The sequence below is a fragment of the Leptolyngbya sp. FACHB-711 genome (genome assembly GCF_014695615.1).
Lineage (GTDB): Bacteria > Cyanobacteriota > Cyanobacteriia > Elainellales > Elainellaceae > Leptolyngbya_A.
Genome location: NZ_JACJOR010000517.1, coordinates 1 through 15,732, shown reverse-complemented (window position 1 = coordinate 15,732; position 15,732 = coordinate 1). Strand labels below are relative to the sequence as shown.

At 51.1% G+C, this 15,732-nt stretch carries 14 protein-coding genes; 10 read left to right on the top strand and 4 right to left on the bottom strand.

Going from position 1 to position 15,732, the window contains the following annotated elements; translation table 11 throughout:
- Both H6F80_RS25260 and H6F80_RS25255 read right to left on the bottom strand, forming a co-directional pair.
- On the bottom strand, window positions 1-1,203 hold a 1,203-nt coding region (locus H6F80_RS25260; RefSeq protein WP_190794270.1), incomplete at its 3' end, for an ATP-binding cassette domain-containing protein.
- Window positions 1,204-1,242: 39 nt separating this feature from the next.
- The gene (locus H6F80_RS25255) at window positions 1,243-1,632 is read right to left on the bottom strand and encodes a hypothetical protein (RefSeq protein WP_190794269.1); all 390 of its coding nucleotides are present in this window, start codon (window positions 1,630-1,632) and stop codon (window positions 1,243-1,245) included.
- 131 nt (window positions 1,633-1,763) lie between these two features.
- Between H6F80_RS25255 and radC the strand changes: the two genes are divergently transcribed.
- The 4 genes from radC to H6F80_RS25235 all read left to right on the top strand — a co-directional run bounded on the left by radC (window position 1,764) and on the right by H6F80_RS25235 (window position 3,956).
- On the top strand, window positions 1,764-2,495 hold the full coding sequence (radC, locus tag H6F80_RS25250) for a RadC family protein (protein WP_190794268.1): 732 nt from the start codon (window positions 1,764-1,766) through the stop codon (window positions 2,493-2,495).
- A 204-nt stretch (window positions 2,496-2,699) separates the two neighbouring features.
- The gene (locus tag H6F80_RS25245) at window positions 2,700-3,068 is read left to right on the top strand and encodes an anti-sigma factor antagonist (protein WP_190794272.1); all 369 of its coding nucleotides are present in this window, start codon (window positions 2,700-2,702) and stop codon (window positions 3,066-3,068) included.
- A complete protein-coding gene (locus H6F80_RS25240; protein ID WP_190794267.1) occupies window positions 3,068-3,433 on the top strand; it encodes an STAS domain-containing protein in 366 nt (121 codons plus the stop codon). The genes H6F80_RS25245 and H6F80_RS25240 overlap by 1 nt, the downstream gene beginning before the upstream one ends.
- A 28-nt stretch (window positions 3,434-3,461) precedes the next feature.
- Window positions 3,462-3,956: a Mini-ribonuclease 3 gene (locus H6F80_RS25235; RefSeq protein WP_518523649.1), complete on the top strand. Its 495-nt coding sequence runs from the start codon at window positions 3,462-3,464 to the stop codon at window positions 3,954-3,956.
- Between the two features lie 506 nt (window positions 3,957-4,462).
- Here the strand turns inward: H6F80_RS25235 and H6F80_RS30095 are convergent.
- The gene (locus H6F80_RS30095) at window positions 4,463-5,029 is read right to left on the bottom strand and encodes a hypothetical protein (protein WP_242067565.1); all 567 of its coding nucleotides are present in this window, start codon (window positions 5,027-5,029) and stop codon (window positions 4,463-4,465) included.
- 68 nt (window positions 5,030-5,097) lie between these two features.
- Between H6F80_RS30095 and rlmB the strand changes: the two genes are divergently transcribed.
- Together rlmB and H6F80_RS25225 are read left to right on the top strand one after the other, a co-directional pair.
- Window positions 5,098-6,444 carry a 23S rRNA (guanosine(2251)-2'-O)-methyltransferase RlmB gene (rlmB, locus tag H6F80_RS30090; protein WP_518523648.1) on the top strand — a complete coding sequence of 449 codons (1,347 nt, stop codon included), beginning with the start codon at window positions 5,098-5,100 and terminating at the stop codon, window positions 6,442-6,444.
- A 103-nt stretch (window positions 6,445-6,547) separates the two neighbouring features.
- Entirely contained in the window at window positions 6,548-6,832 is a 285-nt protein-coding gene (locus H6F80_RS25225) for a DUF1816 domain-containing protein (protein ID WP_190794265.1), read from the top strand.
- Between the two features lie 56 nt (window positions 6,833-6,888).
- Here H6F80_RS25225 and H6F80_RS25220 read toward each other — a convergent pair whose 3' ends face one another.
- Entirely contained in the window at window positions 6,889-7,746 is an 858-nt protein-coding gene (locus H6F80_RS25220; RefSeq protein ID WP_190794264.1) for an alpha/beta fold hydrolase, read from the bottom strand.
- A gap of 241 nt (window positions 7,747-7,987) precedes the next feature.
- Here H6F80_RS25220 and gatA point away from each other — a divergent pair, with 241 nt between their 5' ends.
- The 4 genes from gatA (at window position 7,988) to tbcS (ending at window position 15,653) form a co-directional block, all read left to right on the top strand.
- Window positions 7,988-9,433, top strand: coding sequence for an Asp-tRNA(Asn)/Glu-tRNA(Gln) amidotransferase subunit GatA (gatA, locus tag H6F80_RS25215; RefSeq protein WP_190794263.1), 1,446 nt, complete (start codon window positions 7,988-7,990; stop codon window positions 9,431-9,433).
- Window positions 9,434-9,661: 228 nt separating this feature from the next.
- The gene (locus tag H6F80_RS25210; protein WP_190794262.1) at window positions 9,662-10,954 is read left to right on the top strand and encodes a hypothetical protein; all 1,293 of its coding nucleotides are present in this window, start codon (window positions 9,662-9,664) and stop codon (window positions 10,952-10,954) included.
- A 1,075-nt stretch (window positions 10,955-12,029) separates the two neighbouring features.
- Window positions 12,030-14,267 carry a photosystem I core protein PsaB gene (psaB, locus tag H6F80_RS25205; RefSeq protein WP_190794261.1) on the top strand — a complete coding sequence of 746 codons (2,238 nt, stop codon included), beginning with the start codon at window positions 12,030-12,032 and terminating at the stop codon, window positions 14,265-14,267.
- 336 nt (window positions 14,268-14,603) lie between these two features.
- Window positions 14,604-15,653, top strand: a complete 1,050-nt coding sequence (gene tbcS, locus H6F80_RS25200; RefSeq protein WP_190794260.1) for a tetraprenyl-beta-curcumene synthase — start codon at window positions 14,604-14,606, stop codon at window positions 15,651-15,653.
- Window positions 15,654-15,732 lie beyond the last annotated feature (79 nt).

Genomic DNA, 15,732 nt, shown 5'->3' with positions numbered 1-15,732 from the left:
GAGACAGGCGTGAGGATCCTGAAACACCATTTGCATCTGTCGTCGCTGCTGCTGAAGTGCCTGAGGGGAAAGCGCGGTTAAATTTTGCCCTAAAAACTCTACCCTGCCGTGCGTGGGACGAATAAGCTGCAAAATGGTGCGCGACAGGGTACTTTTACCGCAGCCCGACTCTCCCACCAATCCCAGAATTTCCCCCGGAAACAGGTCGAGCGTGACGCCGTCTACTGCTCGAATCGTCTTGTCTTCTGGTTGCTTTTCAGTGCTCCCCAGGGGGAATTGCCCAAAAATCCGCGCCATAAAATTCTGCTCTAGCGTATAGTGCTGCCTTAGATCGTCAAGCCTAAGCAGAGGTTGAGTTGTTTGGGGACGGTTTGGGATAGGCTCTGACTGATCCCGACCCGCTTGGAGGTGCAGGGCAGACTGAAGCAGCGATCGGCTGTAGGGGTGCTGGGGCTGAGTCAGAACCGTATGGGATTTTCCCGTTTCGACCAGCTTGCCCTGATACATGACCGCAATGCGATCGCAATATTCGCCCACCATTGCCAGGTCGTGAGAAATCAGCAGCAAACCCATGTCGCGTTCTTTGCAAAGGCGGGTTAGCTCCTGCAAAATCTGGGCAGACACGGTGACATCCAGGCTTGTTGTTGGTTCATCTGCCACGATCAGCTTTGGGTCGAGCAGCAGTGCCAGCGCAATCGCCACCCGTTGCCGCATCCCGCCGCTAAACTCATGGGGATACTGCGACCAGCGATTTGCCGGAATTTTGACTGCTTCCAGCGTTGCCATTGCCCGATCCTTGGTTTGCTGGCGCGACAGGTGGGGCTGATGGGCGCGGAGGGTTTCCAGACAGTGATCGCCGATCGTCATCAGCGGATCAAGCCGGGTCATTGGGTCTTGAAACACCAGCGCAACTGCTTCACCCCGAAACTGCCGCAGTTCTTCCGGCGAAAAGTCGAAAACCGATCGCCCCTCATACAAAACTTTTCCTTCGATTTGCGTCCCTAGCGGAAGCAGCCGCATTGCTGCTCGTCCCAGGGTTGATTTACCGCAGCCCGACTCTCCCACTAACCCGACCCGTTCCCCGCGCTCTAGCGCCAGCGATACCCCGTCAACTGCCCAGCGCAGTTCCTGAGCGTGAGTTAAATTTCCCTGCCGTTGCGGATAGGCAACCCGAAAGTTATCGATGTAAAAAAGCGATGTCATGGAGGACACGGGGGAGGGGTGAGAAGGAATTGGGTGAAGCTAGTTTAGATCAAGGTCGAAGACTGTTTTCAGGTGATTGTGAACATCTGTGATGAACTGCTGACGCTGCTCGTAGCGACCGGTCTTTACAGGCTTGCGGTCTGGATCGAGCATCCAGCCATAGTCACTGCTGAGGCGAATCTTACCCTGCCAGTCGGCGATCGACAACACAAGCTGGGGCGCGGGGCTATTGTCGTAATCCTGCACCCGAAACACATAGTTAAAGTTGTTCTGCTTGGCAGCAGCCACCGTCGAAGGTTGACCAAACTTGCCTTTAAGGCGCGATCGAACCTGCTCTACGCGATCGGGATTGCCCACTTCTTCCAGGGTTTTGACGGCAAGGGTAAGGGCAAAGTAGAACTCTTCAACGGGGACGAATTCGAGGCGCATGGTCTTTTGACAGGGCTGTTTTATGCAACATGAGTTTATCACTTTGGGGGAGGGGGTAAGGGGGCCAATGCTTTTGCCCGGAGGATTGCGGGATAACTAGGCTGAAGAAGGAAGCTTGAGGAAGAACGACGATGACCTATAGCTTGCGGGTGGCAGATTTGCCCACGAGTGAGCGACCGCGTGAACGCTTGATAAGCTATGGTGCAAAGAGTTTGTCTACGGCGGAACTGCTAGCGATTCTGCTGGGGACGGGGCAGGGGGCGGGGAAGCTGTCGGCGGTGGGACTGGGGCAGTATATTTTGCAGAAGCTTGGCGAACACCAGCGCGATCCGATCGTTGTTTTGCGAGATGTTACGGTTAATGAGCTGACGCAGATTCCCGGGATCGGTGAGGCAAAGGCAACAAGCATCCTGGCGGCGATCGAGTTGGGAAAGCGCGTTCTTACGTCTCGTCCACCAGAAGGTACGGTCATTGATGATCCCGCTGTTGCCGCTACGGTTCTCAGCCATGACCTGATGTGGCAGGCACAGGAGCGGTTTGCCATTTTGCTGCTTGACGTTAAGCATCGTCTGCTGGGAACCCAAATTATCAGCATTGGCACGGCAACTGAAACGCTGGCACATCCACGCGATATTTTCCGGGAAATTATTCGACAGGGAGCAATTCGGGCGATCGTCGCTCACAATCATCCCTCAGGCAACGTTCAGCCCAGTTCCGAAGACATTCACCTGACACGACAGTTGCTTCAGGCAGGGCAGCTTCTTGGGATTCCACTGTTGGATCACCTGATTCTGGGCAGCGGCAACCACGCAAGTTTGCGGCAAACAACCTCGCTCTGGCAGGAATTTCCGCAGGGAGATTAGCGAGTTTTCCGTACAGCAGCGCGGAATGAATTCGCTATACTACTTTGAAGTAAGTTATTTGAATAAATCACCGGCTCAAGCTGATTGCACAAGTCGGTAAAGAATTAAGGAAACGGAGTTGCTGATCAACTACGCTTGACTTATACTTAACGCTCGAACTGTTTAGAATTTGTCGCTGAGTACACACCGACTGAGGAGGCTACTATTCCTGACGCACTTACCCTAACCGTTAGTCTCCGAGGCACACGCGAAGTTAGAGACAACTGCCAACTCTTTCGCCTTGCAGGGCTGCTAGATGCTTTCTCTGAGCCGACCTTCCGCAAGGTGCTAGAAAAGTATGTGGAAGAAAGTCCCAAAAACTTTGTCCTTGACCTCTCCCAGATTGACTTTATTGATAGTTCAGGGCTGGGAGCACTGGTTCAGCTTGTCAAGAAAGTGCAGAATAACGGAGGCACACTGCAAATCGTGACCAACCCCCGCGTCACGCAGACCGTTAAACTGGTTCGCCTAGAACAGTTCCTCTCGCTTCAACCTTCGGTAGACATTGCGCTCGAAAATTTGAAAAAGAGCTAATGCCGGGCTTTGATAAGGTTTCCCCGCTGAGAATTGATCGCGAAATCGGGCAGCATTGCCAGATCTTCCGTCTTAGCGGGATATTCGATGTCTTCTCTGTGCCAACCTTTTGTAGAGTGCTGGAAAAGTCTGTGGAGGAGAATCCCAGAAATTCTATCCTCGACTTTACCGATGTTGACCTGATCGATAGTTCATCATTCGGTGTGCTAGTTGACCTGTGTAAGAAGATTCAAAAGAACGGAGGTACGCTACAGATCGTGGGCAGTCCTCGCGTTGCACGGGTCATTCAATGCCTTCGTCTGGAACAGTTCCTTTCCCTTCAGCCTTCGGTGGACGCTGCGCTCAGAAATCTAGAAAAAAGCTAAAGCTGCGTTTCAGTGAGGCAGGTTGCTCGTGGAGTTTGATGAGGACGGTAGCCGTGAAAAGATTTTTGAAGAAGATTTATTGAGCATCGATCGATTGTTCAGCGTCTTTCTATCCTCGACGGACGTTGAGCAGCTTAAACGCCAGAAGATACAGCGGCTCTCGCCTGCGGCTCTGGCATATTTGGGCGATGCGGTGTACGAGCTTTATATTCGCACTTATTACTTAATGCCACCTCAACGGCTGCAAGCGTATCATAAAGAGGTAGTAGCTCAGGTGCGGGCAGAAGCTCAGGCACAATATCTGCAAATGCTTCAGCCCTATCTGACGCAGGCAGAGCAAGACGTAGTTCGGCGCGGTCGTAATGCGGCGCATCGGGTGCCAAAACGGCTCGCTCCAGAAATCTATCAGCAGGCAACCAGTTTAGAAACGCTTCTGGGATATCTCTATGTCACCGACCCGCCCCGTCTGGCTCAGCTTTTCGCCTATCTTCAGCCTTTGCTTCAGCCGTCCACTGAGCCGTAACGCTTAACCCAATCAATTCCCCTATTGCCTGGCTCTCGATCGCCTGATCCCCTTTCGGGACCTGCGAAGCAACCGAATGCTGCTGTCAGCTCTTTAGCCTTGCTTCTAATTTCTATCCCGCAATTTCTGTCAGGCTCCTTGTGATGCTGGCTTGCCGACAGAAGCATTTTGCACTCGACCCTGTATTGCTTACCCTTGCTCATACTTAAGGAATCGGATTGCCATGCCCGCCAAACGACCCACCCGCACTTCTCGCCCTGATCGCTCCGATCGCCGATCGGGTAGCTTTCAACGAGACAACGATAAACCTTCTCAGGGCAAGCCTAGAGAAAACCGCTACAAATCGAAACCCTCTAAGCCCTATCAAGACAGCCCTCGCAGCAAATCCTCGTTCGATTACCCCAAAGGGGGAACTGCTTCGCCTCGCGATGATGGTCGCACAGGAGACCGCCCTAATCGAGGAACGGGTTCTGATTACTCCTCTGGGGCACCGCGAAGCAACCGATTTAGCGACAATACTGATAAGCCCTATCGGGAAAGACCCGATAGCCGGAGTGAAAGACCTTATCGGGAAAGAACTGACAGCCGAAGTGAAAGACCCTACCGCGAAAGGCCTGACAGCCGCAGCGAAAGACCTTACCGGGAAAGAACCGAAGGTCAAGGCGAAAGACCCTACCGCGAAAGAACTGAAGGTCGAGGCGAAAGACCTTATCGGGAAAGAACTGACAGCCGGAGTGAAAGACCCTACCGCGAAAGACCCGATAGCCGGAGTGAAAGACCTTATCGGGAAAGAACTGACAGCCGCAGCGAAAGACCCTATCGGGAAAGACCCGACAGTCGGGGTGAAAGACCGTTTCGAGGACAATCTGATAGCCGACCGGAGAAATGGTCAGACCGCCGTTCTGAAAAGCCCTATCGCGATCGGGAAGACCGTCCAAACTCGCGATCAGATAAACCTTTCCGGGAAAGAAACGGCAGCCGAACCGACAAGCCCTACCGGGAGCGATCGTCTTATCGGGGAAGCGCGGAGCAATCGGATTTTCGATCAGACAGCCATTTTCGCGATGGCTCACGAAAAGATTATCAAAACAGTTCTAAACCTACTCGTGGTAAAGGTAAGCCTGTTCCGCCAGTGCCTTCAGTGAAGCGTATTAAATCTGCACCTGAAGAAATCTTTGCGTTTGAAGAGTTTGAATCTCCTGAATTTGAATTACAAGAGTTTGAGTCACCTGCTGCCCTGCCTAATGAAGTGGAGGTTGCGCCTATTAGACGACGCAGCTCTTATCAGGAGAGTCCGTTAACTGAGGGATTAGAGGGATTATTAGAGCAATCATCAAATGAAGATGAACTAATTGCACCTGAACCAATCGCACCTGAATCAATCGAGAGCGTCGAAGTTGCTGCGGATGAAATCGAAGTCGATGCAGACAACGATGATCTCAGCCAGGATCATTTGCATGAAGACGATCTCAGCCAGGATCAGCCGGACGAAGATGAGATCAACGAAGATAATCCGACTGAAATTGTCGCGATCGAGGCAGCACCCATTGCTTCACAGTTCTCGGAAGGGAGCGTTGAGCGTTCATCAAAACCACCGCTTCGGATTAAATCTGTTGTGCCAGATCGCCGAAGGATTGCTTCAGTTGCTTCGCAGTTCCTGAAAGGAGGAATCGCAGCCAAACCAGTGGCTGGCGATACTGAAATCAATCCTGATCTAATCTATGGTCGTCATAGTGTTCTTGCAGCCTTAGAAAACCAGCGTCCTTTGAATCGTATCTGGACGACCGATCGCCTACGGTACGATCCCCGCTTTCATTCGCTGATTCTAGAGGCAAAAGCCAACGGAACAGTCATTGACGAGGTGGAGTTCCGCCGTCTGGATCAAATCACAGGGGGAGCAACACATCAGGGCATTGTGGCTCAGGTTGCCCCTTATGATTATCTGGATTTACAGGATTTGATCGATCGAGCTAAGGCTGCTTCTGAGCAACCCGTTCTGCTCGCTGCCGATGGGATTACTGATCCCCACAATCTGGGCGCGATTATTCGGACGGCAGAAGCACTAGGCGCACACGGACTTCTGATCCCTCAGAGGCGAGCGGTAGGCGTCACTTCGACAGTTGCAAAAGTGGCAGCAGGTGCGTTAGAGTCCCTGCCTGTAGCACGAGTTACTAATCTCAGTCGTGCCCTGGAGCAGCTCAAAGAATCTGGATTCTGGATTTATGGCACAGCAGCAAATGCGGCTCAGCCTGTGGATACGGTGAAGTTTACTGGAGCGATCGTGCTGGTCATTGGTTCAGAAGGCGACGGATTGAGTCTATTGACACAACGCTGTTGCGATGAGCTGGTGAGCATTCCGCTTCAGGGCGTAACCCCTAGCCTGAATGCGTCGGTTGCAGCGGGAATGGTGATGTATGAACTGTTCCGTCAGCGGCGATCGCAAACGCTGCACCTGGAGGGTCTGTCAAAAGGAACTTTGCAAAGATAGGGCTGAAGCAGTATAAAACAAGAGGGGCATAGCTTGAAACCGTCGTCAAGATTCTAAAGGCTGCTCTGTACGTTTGTCATTTCTGGAACATAAGTAGGAGCTTATGAACGAATTGCTGGTTAATGTACTTGAGGTGCTGGGTTTAGCCTGGTGGGTCGAGGTCGTCACAGAAACGCCGAACTGCACGTACTATTTTGGTCCTTTTGCCACTGCTAAAGATGCCAAATTAGCGGAACCTGGTTACATCGAAGACTTACAGCAGGAAGGCGCAAGCGGCATTAAAGCAGTGGTGAAACGCTGCAAACCTGTCAGGCTGACCGTGTTCGACGAGGAAAAAGAAATGAAGCCCTGGAAAAACTTGTTCCCGGTGCTGAGCAGCTCACTTTAAGTAAATAGGGAATGTCTCTCAAGCGAAGCGTAACGCTAGCTTTGTAGAACGATCGACTATTCACTGTATGCCTCTGGTATTGCAATGCGAGTCACTCCCGGTTGTTGAAGTAGCCATCGATCGATATCGGCGATCACCTGCCCCGGAATTTCCCAGGGAAACAAGTGCGCCGTTTCGGGATAGCAGCAGACTTCACAGTCCGGGAGTTTTGCCGCAGTTTCCAGACTGGACTGGATTGAAATGTGGCGATCGGCTTCTCCTGCTAGCATCAGAGCCGGACACTGAATTTGGTTGAGTTCTTCCAGTCGGTTATAGCGGCGACGCAAGGCTTGATTCAGCGCATTTTGGGCAGCGCGTGAGGTTTTGAGATAGGCGGGAAAGGCTTCGTCTGCTAAGTGTTGATAGGCAGCGGCATTGTGCTGTTGGATTAGGTAGCGATAGAGCGATCGTTTGCCAAAGGTGTCAATATTCCACTGCCAACCAGGATTCAGCTTATTAACGATCGAAGCCACCCCGGTGTAGAAATTGTCCTGCCAGGTGACAGGGGGATGATCACTCCAGGGACGGGCAGCCGTGCCAACCAGAATTAAACCGCTCACGTGCTCTGGAAACTTTAGAGCAAGCTCCATTGCCAGAATTCCACCTAGCGACCAGCCCAACACCAGAAAGCGATCGATCTGCAGGCGATCGAGCAGCATTTCCAGATCCAGCAGATGATCGGTCATGTCGAACAATTCACGGGTCTGGCTATTGCCGTAGCCACGCAAATCGGGAGCGATCGTCCAGTATCGCTGCGACAAATAATTGGTGAACACAGACATACAGTCTCCCGATCCTGGATGCCCATGCAGGCAAAGAATCGGGAATCCCTGTCCTTGCAGGTAGACAGAGAGAGGGTAGGGATTGGAGGGCATAGGAGTGAAGGGGTGGATTTGATGGAGGGCGTGTCTGTTAAAGCTGCTTGTATTAGGAAGTTCTGATGGCGATCGTATCTTTCTGGCTGCTTTTTCAACAGGATTTCTATTGGATTAACACTGTTGGATCAACACCGCCTAAAATCGCGCTTGATTTTTGCTGCGGACTGCCACATCCCCCCATTTGGCGATAAAGTGGTGTTTTGGAAGTTTTGTATCGGCTGAAATTCGAGGGCATTGCATGGCATCCATTCGTGAGTTGCACGACCAGCTCGTTAATAAAGAACGCTCTGCGGTTGAACTGACGCAGGCAGCACTCGATCGCATTCAGGCATTAGAGCCAAAGCTGCATAGCTTTTTGAGCGTGACGGGCGATCGAGCGATCGAGCAGGCAAAACAGGTGGATGCCAAAATTGCCGCCGGTGAGGAAATTGGCTTGCTAGCAGGGATTCCGATCGGCATTAAAGACAACCTTTGCACAAAGGGCATTCGCACGACCTGCGGTTCTAAGATTTTGCAGAATTTCGTGCCGCCCTACGAGTCTACTGTGACGCAAAAGCTGAACGAGGCAGGCGCAGTTATGGTAGGCAAAACGAATATGGACGAGTTCGCAATGGGCAGCTCGACCGAAAGTTCTGCTTATCAGCTCACAGCGAATCCCTGGGATCTGGAGCGAGTTCCGGGCGGCTCATCGGGGGGGTCGGCGGCGGCAGTGGCAGCAGAGGAATGCGTGGTTGCCCTTGGCTCAGATACGGGGGGATCGATTCGTCAGCCTGCTTCGTTCTGTGGTGTGGTGGGTATGAAGCCGACCTATGGGCGCGTTTCTCGATATGGATTGGTTGCCTATGCCTCCTCGCTCGATCAGATTGGCCCATTTGGGCGATCGGTTGAGGATGCCGCAATTTTGCTGAAAGAAATTGCCGGATACGACCCGCACGACTCTACCAGTCTTAATGTGCCTGTGCCGAATTATGTGGCGAGCTTGAAGACCGATCGCAAGTTTCGCATCGGCATTATCAAAGAAACCTTTGGCGAGGGACTTGATCCCGTCGTGGGCAATGCGGTGAATCAGGCAGTGGAGCAAATGAAAGCTCTGGGCGCAGAAGTCAAAGAAATTTCCTGTCCGCAGTTTCGCTACGGGTTGCCAACTTATTACATTATTGCGCCTTCGGAAGCGTCGGCAAACCTGGCACGCTATGACGGGGTGAAGTATGGCTACCGCACCGATCATCCTGATAACCTGATGACGATGTACACCCAGACCCGCGCTCAGGGATTTGGCGCAGAAGTGAAACGCCGAATTATGATCGGCACTTATGCGCTGTCGGCAGGCTACTACGATGCCTATTACCTGAAGGCGCAAAAAGTGCGAACGCTGATCAAGCAAGACTTCGAGCGAGCGTTTGGACAGGTCGATGTGCTGGTGTGCCCTACTGCGCCGACCACTGCGGTTAAAGCCGGAGAAAAGACCGAAGACCCGATCAGTATGTATCTGCTCGACCTGATGACGATCCCCGTAAACCTGGCGGGACTGCCTGCCCTCAGTTTGCCCTGTGGCTTCGACGGTCAGGGAATGCCGATCGGCTTACAAATGATTGGAAACGTGCTGCAAGAAGAGACTTTGCTGCAAGCGGCTTATGCCTATGAGCAGGCGACGGAGTGGCATTTGCGATCGCCCCAGCTTTAAAGCGGATTGCAGGCTATTTGAAGAGTCACAAAGTTTCTACATTGCCCCTCAAATCCCGAGTTTTTTAGAGGGAGCGGGTGAGCAATTAGGTAACATCATTGCACGGTCATCCGCCTAAAACTTCTAAAAGATAAAAACTACCCTTTCGATCGGGAAACTCCCCTGTCTGACCCTCGATCACCTTCCTATACTGAAAGAAGAGTGTCTTTCTACGTCCCAGGAGGGAGTATGGCTCCAAATCCCAACATCATGCGGGCGGTTGAGCAACTGGGCTATCGTGTGACCGTGGGCGATGTTGCCTCTCAGGCAGGCTTAGAAGTGCGAGTCGCTGAAAAAGAGCTTTTAGCGTTGGCATCGGAAGCAGGCGGGCATCTTCAGGTCGCGGAGTCGGGCGAGATTGCCTATCAGTTTCAGCGCAACTTTCGGGATGTGCTGCGAAACAAGTATTTTCGGCTGCGGGTGCAGGAATGGTGGAATCGAGTCTGGAAGATTTTGTTTTACCTGATTCGGATTTCCTTTGGCATTGTCCTGATCGCGTCGATCGTCCTGTTGTCAATTGCAATTTTGGCGATCGTGATTGCCGCGAATAGCCGTAGCGATGGTGACTCTAATGGGGGCAGTGAAATTCGGATGCCCACGGTTTGGTTTGGCGATGTGTTCTGGATCTTTACGCCCAACTATGGAGACGATCGCGCCTATCACCGCAGGCAACGCAGAGACGATCGGGAAATAAACTTCCTGGAAGCAATATTTTCCTTCCTGTTTGGGGATGGTAACCCAAATGCAGATCTGAATGAACGACGCTGGAAAACGATCGGCACAGTGATTCGCAGCAATGGGGGAGCCGTGATTGCAGAGCAGGTCGCGCCCTATTTAGATGAGCTTGGAAGCCAATCGCAGCAGGAATATGAAGACTATATGCTGCCTGTGTTGAGCCGCTTTAATGGACGACCGGAAGTGAGTCCCGAAGGGCAGTTGGTTTATCACTTTCCCGAATTGCAGGTGACGGCAGACCAGAAGCGATCCAATCCGGTTGCGGCGTATCTGAAAGAACTGCCCTATCGCTTTAGTCGGGCAACGAGTGGACAAATTATCCTGGCGGCAGGTTTGGGCGGCGTGAATATTGTGCTGGCTCTGGTGCTGGGATCACTCCTGGCAGATGGAACGATCGCCGCTCAGCTCGGCGGGCTAGTTGCCTTTGTGGGTAGTATTTACTGGGGGCTGCTAGCCTATGGCGTTGGATTCCTAGCCATTCCGCTGATCCGCTATTTCTGGATTCAGTCACGCAATCGCCACATTGAGTCGCGTAACGACCAGAGGCAGCAGTGGGCTATGCTTCTCAACCAGAAAAACCCAGAAGTGAAGCAAAAGCTACTTTATGCCCGTCAGTTTGCTGCAACAACCGTGGTAGACGAAAAAGACCTGGCATATACCACCGAAACCGACCTAACCGAACAGGAACTCCTACGATCGGACAAGATCGATGAAGAGTGGCAGCGCAGGCTAGAGGCAGGCTCATAGACTGGATTGGACTATATTACGATTGAACTGTATTACGATCGAAGCCCGGCGATAACCAGTGTTTAGATAAACGGTTAGATAGAGGATGCGTTAGTGCAAACACGACGCATCTTTTTTTGCACCCTGCGGAAATCAGTTTCAATCAGTGGCAATCAGGCAATTAATAGCCATTAGCAATTAATTTCAGTGGTGATCAGTTACTGGCGATCGTCACCCAGCGGCGATTACTCACTGAGTGAGTCTACTTAGAACGACAATCAAACCCAAACCTAAACTTATTTTTAAGTACTACATTACCAGTACATTGACTATCACAAAATATTGCAACTGAAACGCTAATGATACAAAACTTTTAGACTAGTTTTTTGGACTGACTTTACCAGAAAAAATATAGAGAAGAACATGGTGGAGTGAATAGAGCAATGCACGATCGCTAATACATAAGCGATACATAAGTGATTCAGTAAAAGCATTCCTGTATTTACTGCAAAATCTACTGGGAAAAATCTACTGCAAAAGAAGAATGTAGATATTTTTGGGTTAGCGATCGAAGCGACTATTAAACAAATCAAGGAACGCAATAGCACAACGCATCAAGCACTCACCTAAAAGAAATAAATCTTCTTAGAATAAATCATTTGCTCGAATAAAATTAAGATAAGTTAACAATTTCAAGCCGATAACTTCTCTTCCTTTAGGTAGAGATGGCTGTCCTCCGAAACGGGTAGAGTATTTTCCTAATTACAGTGATTTACAGCACAACAAATCCTGGATTGCTTCTCGTTCCCCTTCATCAATGGTTGAATGCAATAAGGAGGTTTTAGTGATTTCATCTGTCTAAATTATGTGAAGTTTATGTGACAGGAAAGTCGCTTCTGGCTACGAGAAAGAGTAGAATTCTTGAAGTGGTTGAAAGCGGTTCCTGAACCAGTCGATCGTCTCCTACGGGAAGCAGTTTCGCATTGGGTTAAATTATTTTCTCAGGGTTTTTCAACCTTTTATTTTTGCCACTAAAAGTGGTGTTTAACTGCAAATCTTTCCTTCGCTTACTAAATTACGAGGTAGGCAAACGTCTATGGCAACGAAATTCCCAAAATTTAGCCAGGGGCTTGCTCAAGAAGTCACCACACGGCGAATTTGGTACGGGATTGCGACTGCCCATGATTTTGAAAGTCATGATGGAATGACGGAAGAGAATCTTTATCAAAAGATTTTTGCTTCCCACTTTGGTCATCTGGCAATCATTTTCCTCTGGACATCCAGTCTTCTCTTCCACGTCGCTTGGCAAGGCAACTTTGAACGGTGGATTAAAGATCCGCTCCACATCCGCCCGATCGCCCATGCGATTTGGGATCCGCACTTTGGTAAACCCGCAGTTGATGCGTTTACTCAGGGTGGCGTGGGTTACCCGGTCAACATTGCTTACTCTGGTGTTTATCACTGGTGGTACACGATCGGGATGCGAACCAACGGTGAACTCTACATGGGTTCCCTCTTCCTCATCCTGTTGTCGGCGATCTTTTTGTTTGCGGGCTGGCTGCATCTTCAGCCGAAGTTCCGTCCGTCGCTGTCCTGGTTTAAAAATGCTGAATCTCGCCTGAACCACCACTTAGCAGGTTTGTTTGGAGTGAGTTCGCTGGCTTGGGCAGGTCACATGGTTCACGTTGCGATTCCTGAGTCACGCGGCATCCATGTTGGCTGGGATAACTTCTTAACCGTGAAGCCACACCCAGCTGGACTTGCACCCTTCTTCACAGGTAACTGGGGTGCGTATGCTCAAAACCCGGACGCTGCTGAGCACGTCTTCACCACGTCTCAGGGAGCCGGAACCGCAATTCTCACCTTCCTAGGTGGTTTTCATCCGCAAACTGAATCGCTGTGGCTGACGGACATTGCCCATCACCATCTAGCGATCGCCGTGATTTTCATCATTGCGGGTCACATGTACCGCACCAACTTTGGGATTGGGCACAGCATTAAAGAAATGCTCAACTCCAAGGCGGGTCTGCTCACTCCTCGAAGTGAAGGTCAGTTCAACCTGCCTCACCACGGGCTGTACGACACTTACAACAACTCACTGCACTTCCAGCTTGGAATTCACCTGGCTGCTCTGGGTGTGGTAACGTCGCTGGTGGCGCAGCACATGTACGCGATGCCGCCTTATGCGTTCATGGCAAGGGATTTCACGACCCAGGCTGCGCTTTACACCCATCACCAGTACATTGCTGGATTCCTGATGGTTGGGGCATTTGCTCACGGCGCAATCTTCTGGGTAAGGGATTACGATCCGGTGCAGAACAAGGGCAACGTGCTCGATCGCGTTCTCAACCATAAAGAAGCGATTATTTCTCACTTGAGCTGGGTATCGCTGTTCCTGGGCTTCCATACCCTGGGTCTGTACGTCCACAACGACGTGATGCAGGCTTTCGGTACACCGGAAAAGCAAATCTTGATTGAGCCTGTGTTCGCGCAGTTCATTCAGGCTTCCCACGGCAAACTGCTTTACAGCATGGATACGCTGCTGTCGAATCCAGGTAGCTTGGCTTCGACCGCATGGCCCAACCACGCCAACGTCTGGCTTCCGGGCTGGCTCGGCGCGATTAACTCCGGCAATAACTCGCTGTTCCTCACGATCGGTCCTGGTGACTTCCTGGTTCACCACGCGATCGCGCTGGGACTTCATGTGACCACGCTGATCGGCGTCAAAGGTGCGCTCGATGCACGCGGTACAAAACTGATGCCCGACAAGAAAGACTTTGGCTTTACCTTCCCCTGCGACGGTCCGGGTCGTGGCGGTACGTGCCAAACCTCTGGATGGGAACAGTCTTTCTATCTGGCAATCTTCTGGATGCTGAATACGATCGCTTGGGCAACCTTCTACTTCCACTGGAAGCACCTGGGCATCTGGTCAGGCAACGTCGCACAGTTCAACGAAAGCTCAACCTACATCATGGGCTGGCTGCGTGACTACCTCTGGCTGTATTCAGGTCCGATCATCAACGGCTATAACCCCTACGGCATGAACAGCATCGCCGTTTGGGACTGGATGTTCCTCTTCGGGCATCTAGTATGGGCAACTGGTTTCATGTTCCTGATTAGCTGGAGAGGCTACTGGCAAGAGCTGATCGAAACGCTGGTCTGGGCGCATGAGCGCACTCCGCTCGCGAACTTGATTCGCTGGAAGGACAAGCCCGTTGCTCTCTCGATCGTTCAGGGTTGGTTAACAGGTCTAGTTCACTTCACAGTGGGTTACATCTTGACCTATGCCGCCTTCCTTATTGGCGCAACCGCAGGTCGATTCCCAGTGAACTAGGAATTGTGGATTGAATTGCTGGTGTAGTGGGCATCCTCCCTTCAATCAAACAGGAGAGATGCCCTCCTACAGGAGAAACAGTGGATTCAATTCCCCTTCCTGAGTGCCATTAACGCTAGTTCCTAGCAATTTTAACAATCAACCCTTTTAAGGTGTTGCCATAAGTCCGGGGCGGGGAGCAGGTCTTCGCCCCCTTTATTATGGGAGCCAGTATTATAGAGGCCAGTAACTCGTCGATCGCCTCACCAACTCTTCCTCTAAGCAGAGGATTGAACTGTATCAGCCTTTCTAGATTGATAGCAATCATCGTAGGCAGCTGCAGCAGTCCAATTTGCTATGAATATTCCGGTATCTCCCTGGACGCTCATACTAGAAACTCGCTTTAAAGTGATTCCAACTGTCCGGAGTGAGTTGAAAGGCTGGAGGCGACGGGCAGAAGAAATTCCTAATCCGGAGCTGCGTTGGCAAGCATTGGCGAGTCTTGCAGCGAAACAATTTCATTGTGAAGGTGGCTCGATTTACGGGTTGCTGGCGAAGCGCCACTGGCAGGAAGCGATCCGGTTTATTGTGGCGTATCAAACGATTAGCGATTATCTGGATAATTTGTGCGATCGCAGCACTTCGCTTGATCCCGCCGATTTTTCTGCCCTGCATGAGTCCATAGCCAATGCACTGACTCCGGGCGCAAAGGGTAAAAACTATTACCGCTTTCGAGACGAGCAGAACGATGGCGGCTATTTGCAGGCGTTGGTGAAAACCTGTCAGGATGTGCTACGCCAAATTCCGAATTATGGAACGATCGCCCCCGCCGTGCATGAGCTAGCCAGCTATTACTGTAATCTCCAGGTACATAAGCATGTGCGAATCGAGGAGCGAGTGCCCCGCTTGCAGATGTGGTTTTCTGCCTATCAAAAGCAGCTTCCTGAACTGCGCTGGTATGAGTTTTCTGCCTGTGCAGGTTCCACGCTGGGAATTTTCTGTTTAGTCGCGTATGGGCTGGATCAGGAGCTGTCAAATGAGTTGACCAATCGCGTCAAGAATAGTTATTTTCCCTGGGTGCAGGGATTCCATATTTTATTGGACTATTTGATTGACCAGGAAGAAGACCGCGTCAACGGAGACTTAAACTTCTGTTTCTACTACAGAAATCATGAGGATATGCTGGAGCGATTCAAGCACTTTATGCAAAACGCGGCTGAAAGTGTTTCCCAGCTTCCCCATACTGGGTTTCATCAGTTAATTAATCAGGCTTTGCTGGGTGTGTATCTTTCAGACAAAAAAGTTAGGCGACAGCAGGAAGTTCAAAATATCGCAAAGCAGCTAATTCACTGCTCAGGCAGTACGGCATCCCTGTTTTTTCGGAGTCGATTATTAATCTCTCACTGATCCCGATTTCGCAGGAGGTTGAAGGATGGCTAAAGTGGCGATCGTTGGTGCAGGACCCGCCGGATGTTCTGCCGGATAT